This window comes from Liquorilactobacillus uvarum DSM 19971, assembly GCF_001434935.1.
GTDB classification, from domain to species: domain Bacteria; phylum Bacillota; class Bacilli; order Lactobacillales; family Lactobacillaceae; genus Liquorilactobacillus; species Liquorilactobacillus uvarum.
The window spans coordinates 65,956-83,835 of sequence record NZ_AZEG01000010.1; the positions used below are offsets into that span (position 1 = coordinate 65,956).

20 protein-coding genes are annotated in these 17,880 nt (G+C 36.9%); 14 read left to right on the forward strand and 6 right to left on the reverse strand.

The features are described from left to right. The first annotated feature begins 64 nt into the window (after positions 1-64). The 8 genes from FD20_RS06590 to FD20_RS06625 all read left to right on the forward strand — a co-directional run bounded on the left by FD20_RS06590 (position 65) and on the right by FD20_RS06625 (position 7,838). Positions 65-2,257 (forward strand): glycosyltransferase, encoded by a 2,193-nt coding sequence (locus FD20_RS06590; RefSeq protein ID WP_057736948.1) that lies wholly within the window; start codon positions 65-67, stop codon positions 2,255-2,257. Positions 2,258-2,285: 28 nt separating this feature from the next. Beyond that, positions 2,286-3,401, forward strand: a complete 1,116-nt coding sequence (locus FD20_RS06595) for a DUF4767 domain-containing protein (RefSeq protein WP_057736949.1) — start codon at positions 2,286-2,288, stop codon at positions 3,399-3,401. Between the two features lie 55 nt (positions 3,402-3,456). Continuing rightward, on the forward strand, positions 3,457-4,107 hold the full coding sequence (locus FD20_RS06600; RefSeq protein ID WP_057736951.1) for a DNA alkylation repair protein: 651 nt from the start codon (positions 3,457-3,459) through the stop codon (positions 4,105-4,107). A 289-nt stretch (positions 4,108-4,396) separates the two neighbouring features. Beyond that, a complete protein-coding gene (locus FD20_RS06605; RefSeq protein WP_057736953.1) occupies positions 4,397-4,927 on the forward strand; it encodes a hypothetical protein in 531 nt (176 codons plus the stop codon). A 174-nt stretch (positions 4,928-5,101) separates the two neighbouring features. Continuing rightward, positions 5,102-5,389: an ArsR/SmtB family transcription factor gene (locus FD20_RS06610; RefSeq protein ID WP_057736955.1), complete on the forward strand. Its 288-nt coding sequence runs from the start codon at positions 5,102-5,104 to the stop codon at positions 5,387-5,389. Positions 5,390-5,449: 60 nt separating this feature from the next. Continuing rightward, positions 5,450-6,085 carry a glutathione binding-like protein gene (locus FD20_RS06615; protein ID WP_057736957.1) on the forward strand — a complete coding sequence of 212 codons (636 nt, stop codon included), beginning with the start codon at positions 5,450-5,452 and terminating at the stop codon, positions 6,083-6,085. A 212-nt stretch (positions 6,086-6,297) separates the two neighbouring features. Next, the gene (locus tag FD20_RS06620; protein ID WP_057736959.1) at positions 6,298-6,591 is read left to right on the forward strand and encodes an ArsR/SmtB family transcription factor; all 294 of its coding nucleotides are present in this window, start codon (positions 6,298-6,300) and stop codon (positions 6,589-6,591) included. Positions 6,592-6,671: 80 nt separating this feature from the next. Next, positions 6,672-7,838 carry an MFS transporter gene (locus tag FD20_RS06625; protein WP_057736961.1) on the forward strand — a complete coding sequence of 389 codons (1,167 nt, stop codon included), beginning with the start codon at positions 6,672-6,674 and terminating at the stop codon, positions 7,836-7,838. Positions 7,839-7,867: 29 nt separating this feature from the next. Here the strand turns inward: FD20_RS06625 and FD20_RS06630 are convergent, their stop codons facing one another. Beyond that, on the reverse strand, positions 7,868-8,764 hold the full coding sequence (locus FD20_RS06630) for a helix-turn-helix domain-containing protein (RefSeq protein ID WP_057736963.1): 897 nt from the start codon (positions 8,762-8,764) through the stop codon (positions 7,868-7,870). A 92-nt stretch (positions 8,765-8,856) separates the two neighbouring features. Here FD20_RS06630 and FD20_RS06635 point away from each other — a divergent pair, with 92 nt between their 5' ends. Beyond that, positions 8,857-10,059: an MFS transporter gene (locus FD20_RS06635; RefSeq protein ID WP_057736965.1), complete on the forward strand. Its 1,203-nt coding sequence runs from the start codon at positions 8,857-8,859 to the stop codon at positions 10,057-10,059. A gap of 45 nt (positions 10,060-10,104) precedes the next feature. Here the strand turns inward: FD20_RS06635 and FD20_RS06640 are convergent, their stop codons facing one another. Then, positions 10,105-10,395, reverse strand: coding sequence for a winged helix-turn-helix transcriptional regulator (locus FD20_RS06640; protein ID WP_057736967.1), 291 nt, complete (start codon positions 10,393-10,395; stop codon positions 10,105-10,107). A gap of 102 nt (positions 10,396-10,497) precedes the next feature. On the opposite strand from FD20_RS06640, the gene FD20_RS06645 reads away from it, so the two are divergent. The 3 genes from FD20_RS06645 (at position 10,498) to FD20_RS06655 (ending at position 12,788) form a co-directional block, all read left to right on the forward strand. After that, positions 10,498-11,184 carry an SDR family NAD(P)-dependent oxidoreductase gene (locus FD20_RS06645; protein ID WP_057736969.1) on the forward strand — a complete coding sequence of 229 codons (687 nt, stop codon included), beginning with the start codon at positions 10,498-10,500 and terminating at the stop codon, positions 11,182-11,184. Between the two features lie 109 nt (positions 11,185-11,293). Continuing rightward, complete coding sequence (locus tag FD20_RS06650; protein ID WP_057736971.1) at positions 11,294-12,016, forward strand: DUF554 domain-containing protein; 723 nt, start codon at positions 11,294-11,296, stop codon at positions 12,014-12,016. Between the two features lie 100 nt (positions 12,017-12,116). Then, positions 12,117-12,788 (forward strand): type 1 glutamine amidotransferase, encoded by a 672-nt coding sequence (locus FD20_RS06655; protein WP_057736973.1) that lies wholly within the window; start codon positions 12,117-12,119, stop codon positions 12,786-12,788. A gap of 239 nt (positions 12,789-13,027) precedes the next feature. On the opposite strand, the gene FD20_RS06660 is transcribed toward FD20_RS06655, so the two are convergent. Further along, a complete protein-coding gene (locus FD20_RS06660) occupies positions 13,028-14,206 on the reverse strand; it encodes a multidrug effflux MFS transporter (RefSeq protein ID WP_057736975.1) in 1,179 nt (392 codons plus the stop codon). Positions 14,207-14,563: 357 nt separating this feature from the next. On the opposite strand from FD20_RS06660, the gene FD20_RS06665 reads away from it, so the two are divergent. Beyond that, positions 14,564-14,953, forward strand: a complete 390-nt coding sequence (locus FD20_RS06665; protein ID WP_235807726.1) for a nuclear transport factor 2 family protein — start codon at positions 14,564-14,566, stop codon at positions 14,951-14,953. Positions 14,954-15,011: 58 nt separating this feature from the next. Here the strand turns inward: FD20_RS06665 and FD20_RS06670 are convergent, their stop codons facing one another. Then, the gene (locus FD20_RS06670; RefSeq protein WP_057736993.1) at positions 15,012-16,034 is read right to left on the reverse strand and encodes a zinc-binding alcohol dehydrogenase family protein; all 1,023 of its coding nucleotides are present in this window, start codon (positions 16,032-16,034) and stop codon (positions 15,012-15,014) included. Positions 16,035-16,229: 195 nt separating this feature from the next. On the opposite strand from FD20_RS06670, the gene FD20_RS06675 reads away from it, so the two are divergent. After that, positions 16,230-16,634 carry a winged helix-turn-helix transcriptional regulator gene (locus FD20_RS06675; protein ID WP_083489065.1) on the forward strand — a complete coding sequence of 135 codons (405 nt, stop codon included), beginning with the start codon at positions 16,230-16,232 and terminating at the stop codon, positions 16,632-16,634. A 257-nt stretch (positions 16,635-16,891) separates the two neighbouring features. Here the strand turns inward: FD20_RS06675 and FD20_RS06680 are convergent, their stop codons facing one another. Further along, positions 16,892-17,095: a helix-turn-helix domain-containing protein gene (locus FD20_RS06680; RefSeq protein ID WP_057736978.1), complete on the reverse strand. Its 204-nt coding sequence runs from the start codon at positions 17,093-17,095 to the stop codon at positions 16,892-16,894. A 16-nt stretch (positions 17,096-17,111) separates the two neighbouring features. Beyond that, complete coding sequence (locus FD20_RS06685) at positions 17,112-17,675, reverse strand: DUF2975 domain-containing protein (RefSeq protein ID WP_057736980.1); 564 nt, start codon at positions 17,673-17,675, stop codon at positions 17,112-17,114. Positions 17,676-17,880 lie beyond the last annotated feature (205 nt).

The window sequence follows — 17,880 nt, forward strand, 5'->3', positions numbered from 1 at the left end:
AAATGTTTTCAGGGCGGTTTTAATACATAATAGTTTGTGAAAAGTATAAGGGGTAAGTTATTTTATGAATAGAACAATTGATGGTGATGTGTGGGAGTCTCCGACTGCCAAAAATAAAAAATGCTTGTTGACGATTTCATTATTGGTTTCAAATAGTATTACAACAATTCATAAATGTTTAGAGTCATTGCGACCACTACTTGAACAGGTGGATAGTGAATTAATCATTGTTGATACTGTTGGTGCGGAAAAAAGTGATGGTTCGCTTGAAGTTGCAAAGAAATATGCAGATAAGATCATTCGGTTTGAATGGTGTGATGATTTCGCCGCAGCACGCAATGCAGGATTAAAATTGGCACAGGGTGAATGGTTCCTTTTTATTGATGATGATGAGTGGTTTGATAACGTTGATGATTTTGTAGCTTTTTTTAAAAATAAAGTTGAGTCTAAAAAATATAATACTATCTATTTCAACAAACATAATTATCAAAATCTTGAAGGAACGATATATAGAGAAATAAAAACACCCCAATGCATTAAGTTATTCAAAGGGCTAAAGTTTGAAGGCCGAATTCATGAACGTTTTTCGTTAATGCACTTGCCTTTCAAACATATTGATGCGTTTGTTCATCATTATGGCTATGTTGGTAAGAGTAGTGGGAAAAAGCTTGAGCGCAACGAGAAACTGCTTAAAGAGGCTTTAATTGAAGATCCACAGAATATGCATATGTGGGCGCAATTATTAGCTGGTTATGGTGTCAAGACAGAGGAAGAACGAAAAAAAGTTAAAAAAGAAGCTGTAACGGCCTTAAAGCAGTTTGAGCAAATTAAGAAGCAAGATGGCAGCATCCAACGAGACGGTTTTACTGTATTTGCTTACCTATTAAGAGCATTGATAGCTGAAAAAAAATGGAAAACAGCATTAGAAGTAAAACAAGAGTATGAACCACTGTTGCGTCTTGTACAATATGAGTGCTGCATTTTAGATAACCTTACTTATATTATTTTTATCAACTCTAAAAGGGAAAATGAAGCCGTAAAATATGTTTTAGACTATGTCAAAAATTACCACTGGCTACAAAAACATAAAGAAGAATATCTTAAGCAAGAGTCTTTTTATTTTAAAAATGATGTTTCACTAGCTAAGCTTTTTGGATTAAGCGCGAATCTTTTGATTCATGAAAGGGAAAAAGAAAATTGGCAGAAAATCCTGCATGTGGCGGAAAAGCTCCCGTGGGCAGGCAGTGTTAAGTATATTAATCAGGCATTGCCAATAGTAATACTTGCTGCATATCATGAAAATAATTTAAAAATTTTACAGGATGTTTGTGAACAGATAGCGGATAAGGGAGGCAAACTTCCAGTCATTTTTGGAATTGCTGTCAGAGCAGTGAAAGAAGATCTAGAAGTTGATGAGAAAAAATTTGTAAAGTTTATTGCGAAGCTTCAAAGTGAAGATGCATTTATTTTGATCCAAAGAGCTTTAGATGCAGAAAGAACGGGCATGTTTACACAAAGAATGAGTAAATTGCAAAAAGCTCAAGTTAAATGTACCGTGCCTTATGATGAGCTATTTTCATTACTGATTCGCAATAAAATTGATCCAACTCCACATATCGAATCGCTTGCTTATGAAGAATATTTGGCAACTGTAAATCAAATTGTAATCGTCTATGCTAAAAAGCGTGCACAAATTCCAGCCTTTGCTGAACAGATCGAGCAAGTTTGGGATATTTGTTCAAAACGCGAGCTACTTTTGATGTCACTGAGACATAAGTACCTGTTTAGTTCTGACATTACAACGGCTGAGATTAAGAATGAGCTAGGAAATTATGCGGATAATGTAGTTAATTTTGCTCAAACGATTTATTTGCCAGAATTATTAGAGGGTGAAACATCTAGTATGTTGCCAAGTGAAATTCGTTTTGGAATTTTTGTACAGCGTGCGATTGCGGAAAGAAAAGCAGAGCATGAAGCACAATATTTAGCTGATCTAAGACAAGGTCTGAAATATTATGAAGCTGCAGATCGATTGATAAAAAGACTACTGCGGGAGTACGATGAAAAAAATCAAAAACAGCAGCAGGTAAACGCTGAAATGGCTCGTTTAGGGAGCCAAGTCAAAGTGCAGGTGCTTGAGATGCTCCAGCGAGGGGAGAACAAGCAAGCAGAACCATTAATTCTTGAACTTGCGGAATTATTGCCAGGAGATTTGGAAGTTAAAAAATTATGGGTCTTGTGTCACCGGGGGTTGTAAGACTAATTTTTAGGGGGGAGAAAAACAAATGAGATTGAATAGAAAATTAGTTTTGCTTTTGGTGTTTACAGGACTAATGATGGTGGTTACTGCCTGCACTTCCAGCAACCAACCAGCATTTGCCAACAAGGATAGCAGCGCATCGACACAGAAAAAGACAGTTAAGGACTCAACTAAGAAGAATCAAAGTGATGTGTCAGCTTCTTCTAGTTCAGAAGGTACTAGTTCAAGTAGCAGCCCCACCAAGCATGAAACAACTCATTGGAACGGTGCCAAAGCGGCTGCCCTGAGCAAATTTATAGATCAGTGGCAGCAGACGATGGATCAGCAATATGAGAGTTACACACTCACCAAGAATGTTAATTTTTACGGGGTGAAGTATCCCAATGAGCTGGCGAAGAAGACAACAGCAGTTGATGACCAACAGGTTTCAATTGAATGGTCAGATACAGGCAGCGGTACTAAAGAATATGAAGTGCTAGCTGTTTATTCTGATGCTGAACATACTCAAAATATGGGCGAGCATTTATATCTTTTTGCGTTGCATAATGGGCAGCCTGAAGTGCTGGTTACACAACAGAATCAGGGGATGCCTGATCATTTGATTCATTTTAAGCAGACAGAAAATAAAGTATTGAGCACTGGATTTTCCAACATTGTTAAGGGGCAAAGTGCAACGGTCCCAAGTTCAAGCAGTCAGAGCAAGAGTCAGAAGACAGCTTCAATTGTCCCAGCTGCTCTGAAACGGGCATGGTATGGTTATGACCAGGACGGCAAGCTTGATACGGTCACGATTACGGATGATACTTTAATTGCAGATGGATCTAAAGTTTATCTGCATGTGCGTAATGGCAACACTGACTCATCGCAGGATACTGAACACTCAGATTGGGCTAGTGTAACTCAGCAAAATATTCGTGGTATCAACTTTGTGAACCTTAAAGGCTGGAATCAAACAGCTGGTGCCGGTGAATACTATGGTGTTAAACAAGAAAGTTATAATGGCCAAAATATTGACGTTATGGTAGAAGCTGGCGGAGCTGGAGCTTGGTGCTCCCAAACGTATTATAGTTCAGCCGATTTAGCCAAAAAAATGCAAGGGCAAAAGTACAATGATATTACGTATTATGATGATGCTGATTAAAGCTAAAAAATGTTGTCTGATAGGCGGAAGAGACAGTTTTTAAGGAAGTGCTGTAATGCAGAAGATAACAGGATTCAAGCTCACAGGTACAGCAGAGTTTAAAGAGCCGATGGCTGTGTACATGAAGAACAAGTTTCCGTTTGTCGGGGTCAAGACACCTGCACGCAAACAGCAGTCTAAAGAACTTATCAAATTGAGCAGAAAATTGCCTTTGAAGGAATTATTAAAGACGGTTAATGAACTTTACCAGCGGGCTGAGCGCGAGTATCAGTATGTAGCAATTGATATCGGTTTTGAGAATGTTAAACGCTTTTCATTTGTTGAAATACAAGCACTCACGCAATTTGTTATGCAAAAATCATGGTGGGATTCAGTTGATGCTTGGCGCAAAGTGTTCGGTAAGTACGTGCAGCTGCATCCCAGCGAAAAAAGGCAGGTTTTTGGTCTTTTCTACAAGCATGAAAATTTTTGGATGAGACGCATCTCTATTTTGCTTCAGCTTCTTGAAAAAAAGACGTTGAATAAAGAACTTTTAATGGAAGCAATTCTCTATGATCAGACAACAGATGAATTTTTTATTCAAAAAGCAATCGGTTGGGCCTTGCGTAACTACAGTAAGTACAACCCTCTTTGGGTCAAGAGTTTTATAGCTGCACATAGCTTGAGCAAATTGGCAGTGCGTGAGGCAAGTGTCTACCTAGGATGATTATAAATTACCCAGACAATAGGTGACGTTGGTAATATTGACTTTACTTGAGTATGTTTGAAAGATAGGATAATGGATTGCAGCCAGCTTGTAAGATTCTGACATAATGCTATTTTTATAGCTGATTTAATTCTTTTACCCGGCGTATAGTTTTTCAGATTTAATTCTCTGAGGCCTATTTTTTGTGCTAAAAAGGTCTTCAGCAAACTTAATATTTCAAATGAAACCGAATTCATTATAAGATTAGGTTGATAGTAACTGCTTACGACTCATTTTAAGGAGGCAGGTTATGAATTATACACGTGATTATTTAATGTCCGCAGCTATTTTCGGAACATTTAGTTTTTGCTGGTTGGGTTGGGCAGAAGAAAAGCCACGAGCAGAATGGCGTTTGTGGCTTGGTATCACAAGCGCTATTGCGTTTATCTTGGGTGTTGCAGGAGGTGTTTTAAGTTATCTGCATTGGAATGATATTTCGATATTGAATCAAAATAGCAGCCTTCATTGGTTTATAACGATTTTCTTTTCTGAGATTCTATTGATTGCTATAGGAGCCGTATTTTTACTGGTTAAGAAGCATAGCACTTGGGTGTCGCTCTGGGTTAGCTTTGTTGTAGCGATTCACTTTATTGGCTTAAAGTTTGTTTTTGCTGACAGTTCATTGTTCCTGCTAGCATTTTTGATGTTGCTGGTAACTATTGGAGCTGTGCCTCTAGCAAAACACTTTGAGGTCGCTCCAAGCGCTATTTTAGGAATCGGTAATGGAGTTTGTCTATTGGCTTTTTCGATACTGAGTTTTGGTAGGTTTATCTTAACTTGATTTAGAAAGATTTTGTTTTTTAAAGCCATTGATGGCTGTTTAATTAAAGAATGATTTTGACTAACCAAATAATCTCTAGTAACTGCTATCGAGTTATTAAGAGATTATTTTACCCAAAATAGAATATTGTTATTCATCATTGTAATTGTTTTGAAGAAGAGTTAAACTATTTCTATGAATATCGAAATAGCAAAAGAAAATAAACTAGCGGAATTATTCGGCGCCCTTAGTGAACCTAATCGTATTCGAATCATTAAGATCTTAAGGGATAGTGACCATGAATTGAATTGTGGTGAAGTAAGCCGTCTGTTGCAAATAGCACCTTCGACGGTTTCATATCATTTTAAGGCATTGCGCCAAGCTGGACTAACTAAAACTAGGCAGCAGGCCCAGACTAAATATTTGTCTTTAAATATGGAAACATTCAATAGATATCTGCCTAGTTTTTTGGATTCATTATGAATCCTTTTTATTTTAAATTGTTATTTCGATGAATATAAAAATAAAGAAAGAAGAATTACTATGAAATTATTTTATGCTTCTGGTTCCAGCTCTATGGCGCCACATATTTTGTTGGAGGAAAGTGGTATGTCATATTCATTGGAGAAGGTGAATTTGGACACTAAGACTTGGAATGGTGGAGATTATAATTTACTGAATCCTAAATCTTATGTCCCAGTCTTGAAAACAGATAGTGATAGTGTACTGACAGAATGCGCAGTTATCTTGGAATATATTGGTGAGCAAACAAACGGAAATCACTTGATAGAGAAATATGGGAGTAGAAGCTATTGGGAACAAAGGATGTGGTTAAACTACATAGCGACTGAGTTACATAAAAACTTCATTTCGCCCTTTAGAAAAGGCAATTGGCTGCCAAATACAGATGATTCGAAGAAATTTGTCTATAATCGGGTCCTTCCCAGACTGAAGTTTGTCGACAATGTCTTGAAACAACAGGAATATTTGGTTAACAATAAATTTTCCGCTCCTGATGCCTATTTGTTTGTGATAACTAACTGGATCAAAAGATTAGGGTATAGTTTTGACGACTTTAAGAACTTACAGAGATTTGACTCTAAGATGAGAGAACGTCCAGCAGTTCAACGTGTTTTGGAGCAGGAGGGCAAGGCGCACACTTTGCAAGAAAAAGTTTGACGAGTTCGTAGCTAGCATAAGGTTTGAAAAAATAATTTAAAATTGGTTCCTATAACAGCTGAGCAGGAGGTATTGGATTACAGCAGTCACATCATACTTAAATAATTAATCTTAAAACAAAGATTGGAATTTTTATTACGTAATCTAAACGTTGCATATTGTTCAATTTATTTTTACTTGAAATATTATACAAAAAGTGAGGATATTGTTTTATGGATATCAAACAATCAAATACAGATACAGAAATTAAACAGCGAGTTTTCTTTGCTCTTTCCGATCCGGGACGGTACAAAATTATTTCTATGCTTTATCATGTTGGTCACGAAATGGGGTGCAATGAATTGAATCAGCATGTGGAAATTGACAAATCAACTATGTCTTATCATTTGCGGACATTAAGAGAGATTGGAATTACCAATACCCGTACGCAGGGAAGGCAGAAGTACGTTAGTTTAAACATAGAGAAAATTGAAAATTTGCTTCCTGGTTTGCTGAAATTGCTCTGATAAGCACGGCACAATTAGTGCTTATTTTTTTGGATAATTGTTTGATAATAATAAAACTATAAAACAGTTGGAGGCAAATATTGAAATATCGTCGACTCTCATTCTTATTCTTCCTAGTCATGTTTGTAATTGGAACGGATACTTTTTTAGTATCACCTTTACTGCCAACTTTAACGCAGTACTATGGAATTTCAACTAGTATTTCTGGATTCATGGTTAGTTCTTACGCATTTGGCTATATGCTATCAGCACTTATTGTTGGACCTATCTCAGATAAGTATGATCGCAAAAAAATTCTGATTATTGGATTAACTGTTTTTACACTAGCAACAGCTGCTTGCGGCTTAGCTAATAATTTTCCAATAATGTTGCTTACGCGTTTTATTGCCGGTGTCGCTGCAGCGTCTGCCGGACCGCAAATCTGGGCTGCTATCCCATTACTGTTTCCTAAAGAGCAAGTGGTGAAAACTATGGGTTACGCAACTTCGGGTTTAGCAATTGCACAAATTATTGGGGTACCTTTAGGCAGTTACCTAGCCGGCTGGTCTTGGCGTTTTCCATTTTTCTTTGTGGGCAGTATCGCGTTAATACTGACTATTTTAGTAATTAGTTATATGCCAGACTTGAATGAAGCGACGGCTAAACCGCATTCAGTTAATATCTATCAAGAATTTTCCCAAAATAAATCGGTGTTGAAATTATTATTTTCTTATTTATTATTTCAAACAGCTAATTTTTGTGGTTTCTCGTTTATCGGAACATGGTTTGCAAAAAGTTTTGCGCTGCCGGTTGCTTCAATCGGAAGTCTTATTTTAATTATCGGTGCTGGACAATTTATTGGCAGTCTTATAGGTTCCCACTTAGTGCAGATTTTTACTTTACCAAAAGCATTTTTGCTGGAATTTCTATTGTTTATCGCAGGTTATCTAATTTTGCCCTTCTCTTCATCAGCAATTGCAGCAACAATAATCTTAGCTTTTATTTATCTGATCGGCGGGGCGATCTTCCCATTGTTCATGAGCACACTGCAGTCGCAGGCAGGCAATGCGCGTGGCACGATCTCTTCGTTATCAAATGCGGCGATGTATCTTGGCGAAGCAATTGGCGGGGTGTTCGGGGGAATACTCATTAAAAATTTTACAGGTTTTTATGGCATTGCTGCCTTCACTGTTATCGGAGTAATTTTAGCAATGCTGTTGTACGCACAGCAAGGCTACTTCAAAAAAGTGAAAAGCAATAATCAGTGAACCCTGTGCAGTTCCTATGATTGTATAAACTAGATATGTATATCTGAAAAGTCAAAAATATAATCTATTTCTTTTGCAGTTAGATATTTTGCCAGATAATTCTTCTCGTTTAGTAAGAATTGGGGCTCATGTTCAGTCAAATGAGCAATTAGATTTGCTTTTTTAAGCAGTATTAAACCCTCTTTCTTTTTCCCCCTAAGATAAAGAGTTAGACCTTTTAAATTGAAAATTCGTGTCCGGTGATAGTAGTCCTTATCCTGATTTTTGAAATAGGTCTCCAGTTTAGTCACTAGTGATTCTGCAATTTCAAGGGAATCGCTGCTGTCAAGGAGAAATAAAATGATGTTGTTATAAATGTAAAACAGCAAGGAAAAATTATCATGTCTGAAGTTCTCATAGATGATTTCTTTTTTCTGAAGTTCTTCAAACAAGGTAAACATGAACGCTTTATCTAAAAATGGAATAGAGTGACCGAACAAATATAGTTCGAAAAAAGTCCAGTTGCTGATATTTTTAAAATAATCTTCAAGAACCAATAGTTCATTGTCAGTGATGCTTGCAGCCCCTAAAGTTGTGAGCATCATTTTTATTTGAATAATTTGCAGTTTGGCAAACCTTCCTGACCGACTTTGCCAAGCATGCAGATATTCTCGCAGCTGCGCGCTATCGCCACTTTGATAAGCTCGCTGAAAATTGGGTAATAGATCATTACCGGCGGTATTTCTGGTCTGATACAAAAACTCCAGTTCGGATAATTGGACGTTGATACGATTCAGTAATTCTAATAAGTGCGTAAATGAAATATCTGTGAGACCACGTTCAAAACGAGACAAAAAGGGGACCGAAACGATTCCCTGACTTGCTTCTTGAAGTGTGATATTTTTGCTGGTTCTGAATTCTTTGAATGTTTGACCTATTTTTATCATTTATTTTAACCTATATGCAATTTTTTATTCTTAATTTTAACTCTGACTTAGAATTAAAGCTACCATACAAGGTTTAATTAGGGGGAATAAAATTGCTTGCACATAATTCAAAATTTATTTATCTTTGGCTGGGGTTCCTGATTTCTTCACTAGGTGACTGGCTGTATCGTCTAGCTTTACCGCTTATTATTCTTGAAAAGACTGGTTCAGCCTATCATGCTGCGACGACTTTCGGGGTATCATTTATTCCCTGGGTTTTCTTCTCATTGATAGGTGGAAGTTTGGCAGATAATTACACTCAAAAGAACATTTTGATTACCGGTAATATTTTTGCTGCTGTATTTAGTCTATTATTGATTTTTGTTTTGCGGGGCAGTGATATTAACTTTGGCTTGTTGTATGCAGCTGTGTTTTTGCTGGCATCTGTTGATCCCTTAATCCACCCCAGTTTTCAAAGTATTATCCCAGAAATAATTGCTCAAAATCAGTTTGCTAGTGCTAATGCGGCTATTCAGACAATTGATAATACACTATCAATTATAGGACCACTGCTGGGCGGTTCATTAGTCACACTAATGGGCGGGGTCAATGCTTTATGGCTTGATATGATTTCTTTTCTAGTGACCGCGTTTGTTTTGCTTAAACTGCCCACGCCAACTGTTGCTGTTCAGCAAAAAATAAGACATCCGTTAAGCGAACTGGGACATGATGTGATAGAAGGTGCCATATATAGTTTTCATCAACATGTTATTTTCAGCGGCTCAATGATGTTTCTATTCACTAATTTTGCACTCAACATGTTTGAAGCCAATTTTATTTTTTATATGACTAAAACATTAAATTATCCCATTACTGCTGCAACGATTGCAATGGCGATCGGCGGTAGCGGTTCTCTCGTTGCGGGTCTAGTGGGGAGCAGAATCGTTAATCGCTTTAAAGCTGGTTTCCTATTGTCATCAAGTACCATCTTAGCCGGATTAAGCACATTGTTCTTGTTGATCAGTCAAAACTATATTTTTATAGGGGGTATTTTAGGTCTTGTAAGTTTTTTTGGCACGATTAATGTTATTACTTACTTTACTTTGCGTCAGCGAACAGTTCCTAAAAAGATTTTGGGACGTGTCGTCGCAGTGACACGCATGGTTTCATATGCTTCAATTCCAGTTGGTTCATGGTTTGGCGGATTGCTGTTAGCGCATGGTCAATCGATGGGTAGTGTTATCTTATTAGCTGGTATTATTCGGACTTTAGCCGGTTTAGGTGCCAAGCTGTCCTCTTTGGGAAAGGAAAAATAAAAAATGGAGTCAGTAATACTTCTAGCACAATTAAGTCTAAAAAGATTAAAAACGTGGTGGCAATTTATACAATTGGTTAACAAATTCAATTCCATATCGACTGATAGAGTACACAACATGTGGGCTGGCTTCATGGTATATCAACCCATCATTTTCAAGTTCTCTTAGAGATTGGGTCAGCATGATGTTAGTGACAATTTTGAGTTCTCGTTTTAATTCGTTGTAGCGTAGTCCTTCTTTTTGATGGAATAGTTGCCATAGTATAGGGAGCTTCCACTTGCCTTTAATAGTGGCAATGTATGACATCACAGGACAATTATCGTTAGTTGCATACATAAGCATATCTCCTTATCAGTATTCTAGGGCAGTTAAAACTGCGTACTTATTTTTGCTGCCATACGTCATTATAATATGAATAAACAAAGGGAGGCTATTATTATGAAAACAATGGTTGTTGTGGGAGCAGGTAAATTATTGGGATTGTCCCTAGCAAAAAAATTTGGGAAAAATGGCTATCACGTTATATTAATTTCGCGTAATCCTGCTAAACTTGCTCTTTTGCAGTCGGAATTAAATAAAGATAACATTCAATCTTCTTACTTTACGGCAGATATGTATGATTTGAATTCGTTGAAAACCAGTTTCAGTGAAATATACCAAAAGTTCGGACAAGTAGACATTATGGAGTTCAGCCCTAACCTGGGTCATCAAAATCCAATCAATGTTAAAGATCTGCGGCCAGAGAACCTTGCCTCTAGTTTGCAAGGAAATTTGTTGGCAGCTATTCAATCTGTGCAGGAAGTTTTACCAAGTATGCTGCGTAGAAAGAAAGGTGCATTGCTGTTTACCACTGGTTTATCTGCTATTTATCCCAATCCTAAAATGGCTGATTTTAGTGTTGCCAAAGCTGCACTAAGAAGTTATATTTTGAATTTAGACCAAAGTTTGAAAGATAAAAATATCTTTGTTGGTCATATTTCTTTAGGAGCCTTTTTGAAAGAAAGGACACGTAAAGCCAATGATCCGGATATTGTGGCTGATCGCTGGTATCAGAAATACATTAATAATGAACATGGTGAAGAGGTTTATCCTAAAGGTGTGACTCAAGCCACAGTAATCAGATAGATTGAGCTAAACTAGTTAAATAAAGCCTATTTTTTTCATTGAAAAACTGTTTTAATAAAGTGTAGAATAAAAATTATTTTTTTATACTTTGATTTAAGGAGTTTCACTTATGGTGGGGATAGGAACTTTAGTTAATGCGAGTGCTATTATTGTTGGGGGAATTATAGGTTATTTGTTTCAAAGAATTATTCCGATGAAAATTCAAAAAACGGTCTTACAAGCGATTGGACTGGGAATTATATTTATTGGTTTTTCTGGTACTTTGAGCAAAATGCTAGTCATTAAAAATAATGCGATTACAGTAATTGGAGCAATTATGCTGGTTATTTCGTTGGCGGCTGGGACAATCATTGGTGAACTGATAGATATAGATGCATGGTTGAACAAGCTTGGAGCGCTTCTCGCGCAGCGTTTTAGTCGAGGCCAAAACTCCAAATTCAGTGAAGGCTTTGTTATATCAACATTAACTGTCTGTATTGGTGCGATGGCAGTGGTTGGAGCGCTTCAAGATGGGCTAAACCACGATCCATCGATCTTATTCACTAAATCATCAATTGATTTCATCATTGTTCTGTTGCTGGCATCTTCATATGGTATCGGCTGTTCCTTTTCTGCATTTCCAGTGCTTTGCTTTGAAGGTGGGATAACTCTACTGGCGACGTTCATCAAAAGTTTTTTAACCGCAGATATGCTGACCGGTATATCGTTAGTGGGTAACACGTTGATTGCCTTGATTGGTATTAACATGCTCTTGGAGTCAAAAATTAAAATTGCTAATATGCTGCCTTCTCTAGTTGTTGTCATCTTCTATGTTCATTTCTTGGGCCTCTAGATACGGCATTTTAAATAAGATGGCCAATTAAAATTATTTTATCGCAGATCTGTTGGGCTGATGACAGGCAATTTAGCTGATATAGAAAGAGGTGATTGTTATGCGTATCAACATTTTGCAGCATACTCCTAATGAAGGACCGGGATCAATTTCAGCTTGGGGTCGGGAACATGGATATGAAATTTACATTTATCATCCATATCAATTTGGCTTTTTACCCAAAGCTGAAGAGACTGACATGCTTATTATTTTAGGTGGGCCGATGAGCCCTAATGATGATGTGGCTTGGATTATGAAGGAACGCATACTTATTCAACAACTAATAGACATGGAGATACCAATGTTTGGAGCTTGTTATGGAGCGCAGCAGATTGCTAAAACTTTAGGTTCTTCAATCGTCAAAGCACCAGCAAAGGAAGTTGGATGGGCACCAGTTTATCGTCAAAGCGCGGCAATTCCAAACTTGCCCAAACAGTTGTTGGCTTTGCATTGGCATGAAGAAATGTTTGAGATTCCTCAAGGAGCTGAATTGCTTTTTTCAAGTGATAGAGTAAAAAATCAGGGTTTTGTTATAGGCCACCGTATCATAGGACTGCAGTTTCATTTTGAACCGCAGCTGGATAATGTCCGTGAAATGGTGATTAACGATTTCCCATATATCGAAGGATCAGTACTTAAACAAACTGCGGCTGATATTTTGAAAACACCGGTACCTGAAGATAATGAGCAAGTTATGTTCAAGTTATTGGATTACATTAGTGCAGATAAATAGAAAAAAGGGAATGTGCCAATATTCGTTAGGCTTTAAATAAAAGGAAGACTATTAAAAAGCTGCTTCACATAATGCAAAGCTAAAATAAAGGATTGGGTCAAATGTTTGTATTTGACTCAATCCTTTGTTAAATCACTATTATTGGCATGCGCCAGATTTTTGTTTGGACTTCGTGTCGATTGGACTTAGACTGCGCTTTTTTACCTAATCGTAAACAAAAGCCGTAACCGTATAAAGGGTCATTTTATCGCACTTCTAACCTCTATAGAATAAGCAATTAGCATGAGTATAACTAATGTGGCAACGTAAATAGGAAGGCTTATGATTGAGCCGCTGTGAAGTAAGCTCATCAAATAAGTGAAAAAGCTGATGACAAGGTAATATAAAAAACTGAAAAGGCCACTCGCAGTACCAATTATGTTTTCGTATCCCACTAATGCCAGTTCGAGTGTAATTGGTAGTGTGATATTTAATCCCCAAAATGTAAAAAATGTAGCTATGATCATACCAGTCATTGAATTGCTAACGGCTGCGATGATTAATCCGACTGTTCCTAACAGTGCAATAAACAATCCCTTTTTTACTAAAAATGTCTTTGAAAACTTAAGGACATAATAGTTTATAACCATTGCACCTGCAATGGTTGATAGGGCAATAACGATACCAATCAAACCATATTGAATTGATGTCATTTTGAAATGTTCAATAAAGATGAACGGAGCTTCAGCGTAGTAGCTGAAGAGAATGCCATTAATTCCACTGACTAATAGACCATATGTTAAAACTGTCTTATCCGTCATAATCCTGATTAAGATTTTAAGCATACCAATCTTTGTGCTTTTTACCACAGTTTTTCGGGTTTCTGGGAGGTAAAACCCTGTATAAAGCAGAATCAATATAGCAATCAATATTAGTGTTGAGAACACGCTGCGATACCCAAAAAAGGTTTGTGCACAACCGCCAATCAGAGGCCCTAGCGCAGGAGCCAGTGACATCGCTGCTCCGGTTTTAGCGAATACCTTTGATCTAGTGGTGCCAATATAAGCCTCACGCATGATTGTTTGAGTAATTACCGAACCTGAACTGGCACCAAAGGCTTGAATCAAACGTGCAAGCAGTACAATATTGAAGTCCTGTGCAAAGTACAATCCTAAGTTTCCAGATAGGTAAATAACAATTCCACTAAGCATTGCTAATCTGCGGCCTATTTTATCAGACAATGTTCCCCAAAATAAAACGCCAATGGCGAATGCAATAAAATATGTGCTCATTGTTAATTGGGCAGTTTGTGACGACACATGTAGATGCGTCCTTAAAGCGGGCAACACGGGTGTAAAGATGGACTCGCTGATTTGCGGGAATCCAATAAGAACAATAATGAGTAAAATGGATGGAACATTTTTCTGGGCGTTTTTCATAATGATTCTCCTAATTTATAAAATATGCGGAAAAACGCCCTTATACAATTACAGTTGCTTTGCATATGAAACAAGTATATTCAGTCATTAAAAGATTTCACTCCCTCAAATACATATTTGAAAAATGCACAATAACCAGCGAGAAAATATTTGCAATAAATATTAATATTCTAACATAGCTGAGTGTTGCATTAGTACCTAGTGTAAAAAAATGTTGTACAATTCAAGCACAACCTGTGATTATGCAACGCATGGTCCTAACAAATTGAACGTCTAAATTAAGAGCAAAAGGTGATATAGGTATGTTCATGAATACATTATAAGATGTTTATTACTTGTTTAAGGGAGATGATGGTTTTGAGACAGTCTAGTTTAGAGAGACTCATCGAAGAATATTTTAAAGCATGGGTCACGCGTGATTTCCCTAATGTTGAATATTTTTTCACACATGATGTTTACTACCGCGAATGTAATGGAGCAAGTTACCGTGGCTTAAACGAGCTTAATGGGTGGATAAATTCTATGTTAAAAAAGCAAACAGTCTTAGAATGGGATATCAGCAATATTGAAAAAACAGATTCTGGTGTTTTCATTGTAATGTGGTTCTTTCACGCAAAAGAAGAGAAAGAATATAATTTTGATGGATTTTCGTTAATTGATTTTACTGACAACAAAATCAGCCATATTAGTGAGTACGCTGCTAGCCATAATCTTTATCGGTCCTTTAAAGAGACAGGCAGCAACTAAACTAATACAGCTTGATGATGTGGAATGAAGCAATTCATTAAATAAAAATACTTGTTGGCTACTCTAGAGCACTGATGACAACTTTGCCGATCATGTGATTAGATTCAACCAATTGGTGCGCTTTTTTTAGATTTAGCACATTTATGGGAGACAAGGTTTTATTCAAAGTACTTTTTAGTATGTCTTTGTCTAACAAGTCAGCAACTTGATCGAGAATTTGATGCTGGGTGATCATATCAGGAGTTTGGTAGAAGGACTTGGTGTACATCCATTCCCATGCAAATTTGGCGCGTTTTTGCGTAAGTTTGCGTAAATTAACTGGATGGCGATTTTCAGTAATGGAGGCAATACGGCCGCTGGGTTTAATCAATTCAGCCATTTCATTCCAATGACCATCCAAGTCGTTTAATTCCAAAATAAAATCAACATATTTATAACCAAGATTTCGAACTTCTTTTACCAGATCCTGTCGATGATTGACTGTTTGGTCAGCTCCCAGTTTTGTTACCCATTCAATTGTTTCAGGACGCGAAGCACTTGCAATGACTTTTAATCCAGCCCAGTGAGCTAACTGAACGGCGATTGACCCCACTCCGCCGGAACCGTTGATAATCAGAATTGTTTTATTATGATTCAATGTTTGAGCGTGTGGATCGATTTCTAATTGTTCAAAAAGGGCTTCCCAAGCTGTCAAAGAAGTTAAAGGCATAGCTGCTGCTTGTTGAATAGATAGATTTTTGGGGGCATGCCCAACGATCCGTTCATCAACTAATTGAAATTCGCTGTTGCTGCCGGGGCGTTTAAAAGAACCAGCGTAAAAGACCTGATCACCTTCTTTAAACAGTGAAACTTTATCACCGGTAGAGGCAACGATGCCGACCGCATCCCAGCCAATTACCTTAGGCTGTTTGAGAATACCATGGCCACTCTTCCTGACTCCTGTATCAACGGGATTAACAGAAACAGCTTCTACTTTTATCAGCAAGTCATGTCCCTTGGCTGCTGGTTTAGGCAGCTCAAATTCTACTAAACTGTTTTTGCTTTCGATTGGAAGATGTTCTTTAAATCCGATTGCTTTCATTATCGTAGTCATTTTTGCATTCCTTCTTTCACAGTAATTATTAATTATGACCACAGAAGTTTCAATAATGAAATTTTTGTAAGCTGCTCACAATGTTGCTATAGTGCAGATATTGTGCCAAAAAGATTGAAATGCAACTGAAACTATTGTATTAATTATTACTATGAAGCTGATTATTGAAAGGAGAAATCAATTATGCAGAGATATATTTATGCATGTCAAGACGGCTGCCCAGTCCAAAGCACTTTGCAGATAATATCTGGGAAATGGAAAGCAGTTATTTTATATCACTTATTTAAGAACGGTACTTGTCGTTTCGGCGAACTGCAGAGAAAGATAGAAGATTGTTCCAGTAGAATGCTGGCTTTGCAATTGAATGAACTTGAAAAAGACAATGTAGTTAAAAAAAATGTGTATTCAGTGACACCTCCTAAAACAGACTATGCGCTGACAGAGTTTGGGAAAAGCCTTGCTCCGGTAATTGAAGCAATGGAAAAATGGGGAAATCACTATAATCAAGTAGCTGTTAAGGGGAAATATGCAGATAGCGGAAATTGCAGACAAGCTGTCAATATGGTAAACAAAATTGAGATGGAATAGGATTGAAAAGTGAAGCAGTCTTGATTCCAATTAGCAATGTTCAGGTTTTCCATTAGGTCTGTTACAGATTTTTTAATTAAATGCTGAGCTTTAGTAAACATGCTTGGTCTTTATCATCCAAAAAAATAAAAAGATTAACAGAAATACCCTTTACCTGCTGTTTACTAGGCTTAAGGGTATTTTTGATCGAACTTGTTTGATTTTTAAGTATGGTATATTTGAAAATTCTCATAGATTTTGTTTATGCAACCGAATTTCTAATCTTTTTCGTATTTGATAATATCGCCTGGCTGGCAATCTAAAGCTTGGCAGAGTTTCTCGAGCGTAGTGAAACGAATAGCTTTTGCTTTACCAGTTTTCAAAATTGAAATATTCGCCGGTGTAATACCAACCAACTTTGCCAGCTCAGTCGAAGAGATATTTCGTTTTGCCATGACAACATTTAAAGTAATCTTGATCAAAACATTTCCTCCTGAGTTATATTGTTAAACTATTTTCTTCTTTCAACTGAATTGCCATCTTAAACGCAATATAGATAATATAAACAAACAACAATTGCACCGCATCCGAAACAAAATCACTTTGAATAACATAGTTAGAGCGTCCAAGTTGACTTCTAGTAAGGCGATCAGCCCAAGAAAGAAATGGGTCACTAAGAATTGCTAAGATCTGTGCTAGGACAATCCTTTTCATCTGATAAGCATTTTTTAAAATGAAAAGTTTTTCTTTAAGCATATTTTCAAGAATTCTTTTTAAAGCCTTTATCGTAATATAGGTAGCGGCCAATGCTAGCGTTACTCCGATTAAAAAGCTCAATGAATACTGAATCCGCGAGAAATTTTCAATGGCACTTTCTGAAACGTGGTTGTGGCCTTGCAAGATCAGCATTGAATCAGAGGTTACTAAGGTGCTTTTGACATCGCCAAATAATATTGAAACTGAACGGACAGCACAAATGACAAGTGTTAATGCTGAACAAAATAAAACGATGTTCATCAGAACAATTAAACAACGAATTATTTTTTTATAATCAATCTTCATTTTCTTCCTCCTCATATCGAAAAACAATAATTTTTAATTACAAATCAATAATAAAACATTATTTTTCAATATTCAAGGAATTTTATGAAAATATTTAATAACTCTATTTTATAGAGTGGCTTCGGGTCAGGTGGTTGTTTTAATGCAAAAAATAAGAGGCTGTGACATAACTAGCCTCTGTATAAGCAAATAGGACGAGAAACCG

What these genes read in the sequence shown, in the direction of transcription:
- FD20_RS06590 (WP_057736948.1), top strand. Translation starts at nt 65, where the DNA reads ATGAATAGAACAATTGATGGTGATGTGTGGGAGTCTCCGACTGCCAAA.
- FD20_RS06595 (WP_057736949.1), top strand. Translation starts at nt 2,286, where the DNA reads ATGAGATTGAATAGAAAATTAGTTTTGCTTTTGGTGTTTACAGGACTA.
- FD20_RS06600 (WP_057736951.1), top strand. Translation starts at nt 3,457, where the DNA reads ATGCAGAAGATAACAGGATTCAAGCTCACAGGTACAGCAGAGTTTAAA.
- FD20_RS06605 (WP_057736953.1), top strand. Translation starts at nt 4,397, where the DNA reads ATGAATTATACACGTGATTATTTAATGTCCGCAGCTATTTTCGGAACA.
- FD20_RS06610 (WP_057736955.1), top strand. Translation starts at nt 5,102, where the DNA reads ATGAATATCGAAATAGCAAAAGAAAATAAACTAGCGGAATTATTCGGC.
- FD20_RS06615 (WP_057736957.1), top strand. Translation starts at nt 5,450, where the DNA reads ATGAAATTATTTTATGCTTCTGGTTCCAGCTCTATGGCGCCACATATT.
- FD20_RS06620 (WP_057736959.1), top strand. Translation starts at nt 6,298, where the DNA reads ATGGATATCAAACAATCAAATACAGATACAGAAATTAAACAGCGAGTT.
- FD20_RS06630 (WP_057736963.1), bottom strand. Translation starts at nt 8,764, where the DNA reads ATGATAAAAATAGGTCAAACATTCAAAGAATTCAGAACCAGCAAAAAT.
- FD20_RS06640 (WP_057736967.1), bottom strand. Translation starts at nt 10,395, where the DNA reads ATGTATGCAACTAACGATAATTGTCCTGTGATGTCATACATTGCCACT.
- FD20_RS06645 (WP_057736969.1), top strand. Translation starts at nt 10,498, where the DNA reads ATGAAAACAATGGTTGTTGTGGGAGCAGGTAAATTATTGGGATTGTCC.
- FD20_RS06650 (WP_057736971.1), top strand. Translation starts at nt 11,294, where the DNA reads ATGGTGGGGATAGGAACTTTAGTTAATGCGAGTGCTATTATTGTTGGG.
- FD20_RS06655 (WP_057736973.1), top strand. Translation starts at nt 12,117, where the DNA reads ATGCGTATCAACATTTTGCAGCATACTCCTAATGAAGGACCGGGATCA.
- FD20_RS06660 (WP_057736975.1), bottom strand. Translation starts at nt 14,206, where the DNA reads ATGAAAAACGCCCAGAAAAATGTTCCATCCATTTTACTCATTATTGTT.
- FD20_RS06670 (WP_057736993.1), bottom strand. Translation starts at nt 16,034, where the DNA reads ATGAAAGCAATCGGATTTAAAGAACATCTTCCAATCGAAAGCAAAAAC.
- FD20_RS06675 (WP_083489065.1), top strand. Translation starts at nt 16,230, where the DNA reads ATGCAGAGATATATTTATGCATGTCAAGACGGCTGCCCAGTCCAAAGC.
- FD20_RS06685 (WP_057736980.1), bottom strand. Translation starts at nt 17,675, where the DNA reads ATGAAGATTGATTATAAAAAAATAATTCGTTGTTTAATTGTTCTGATG.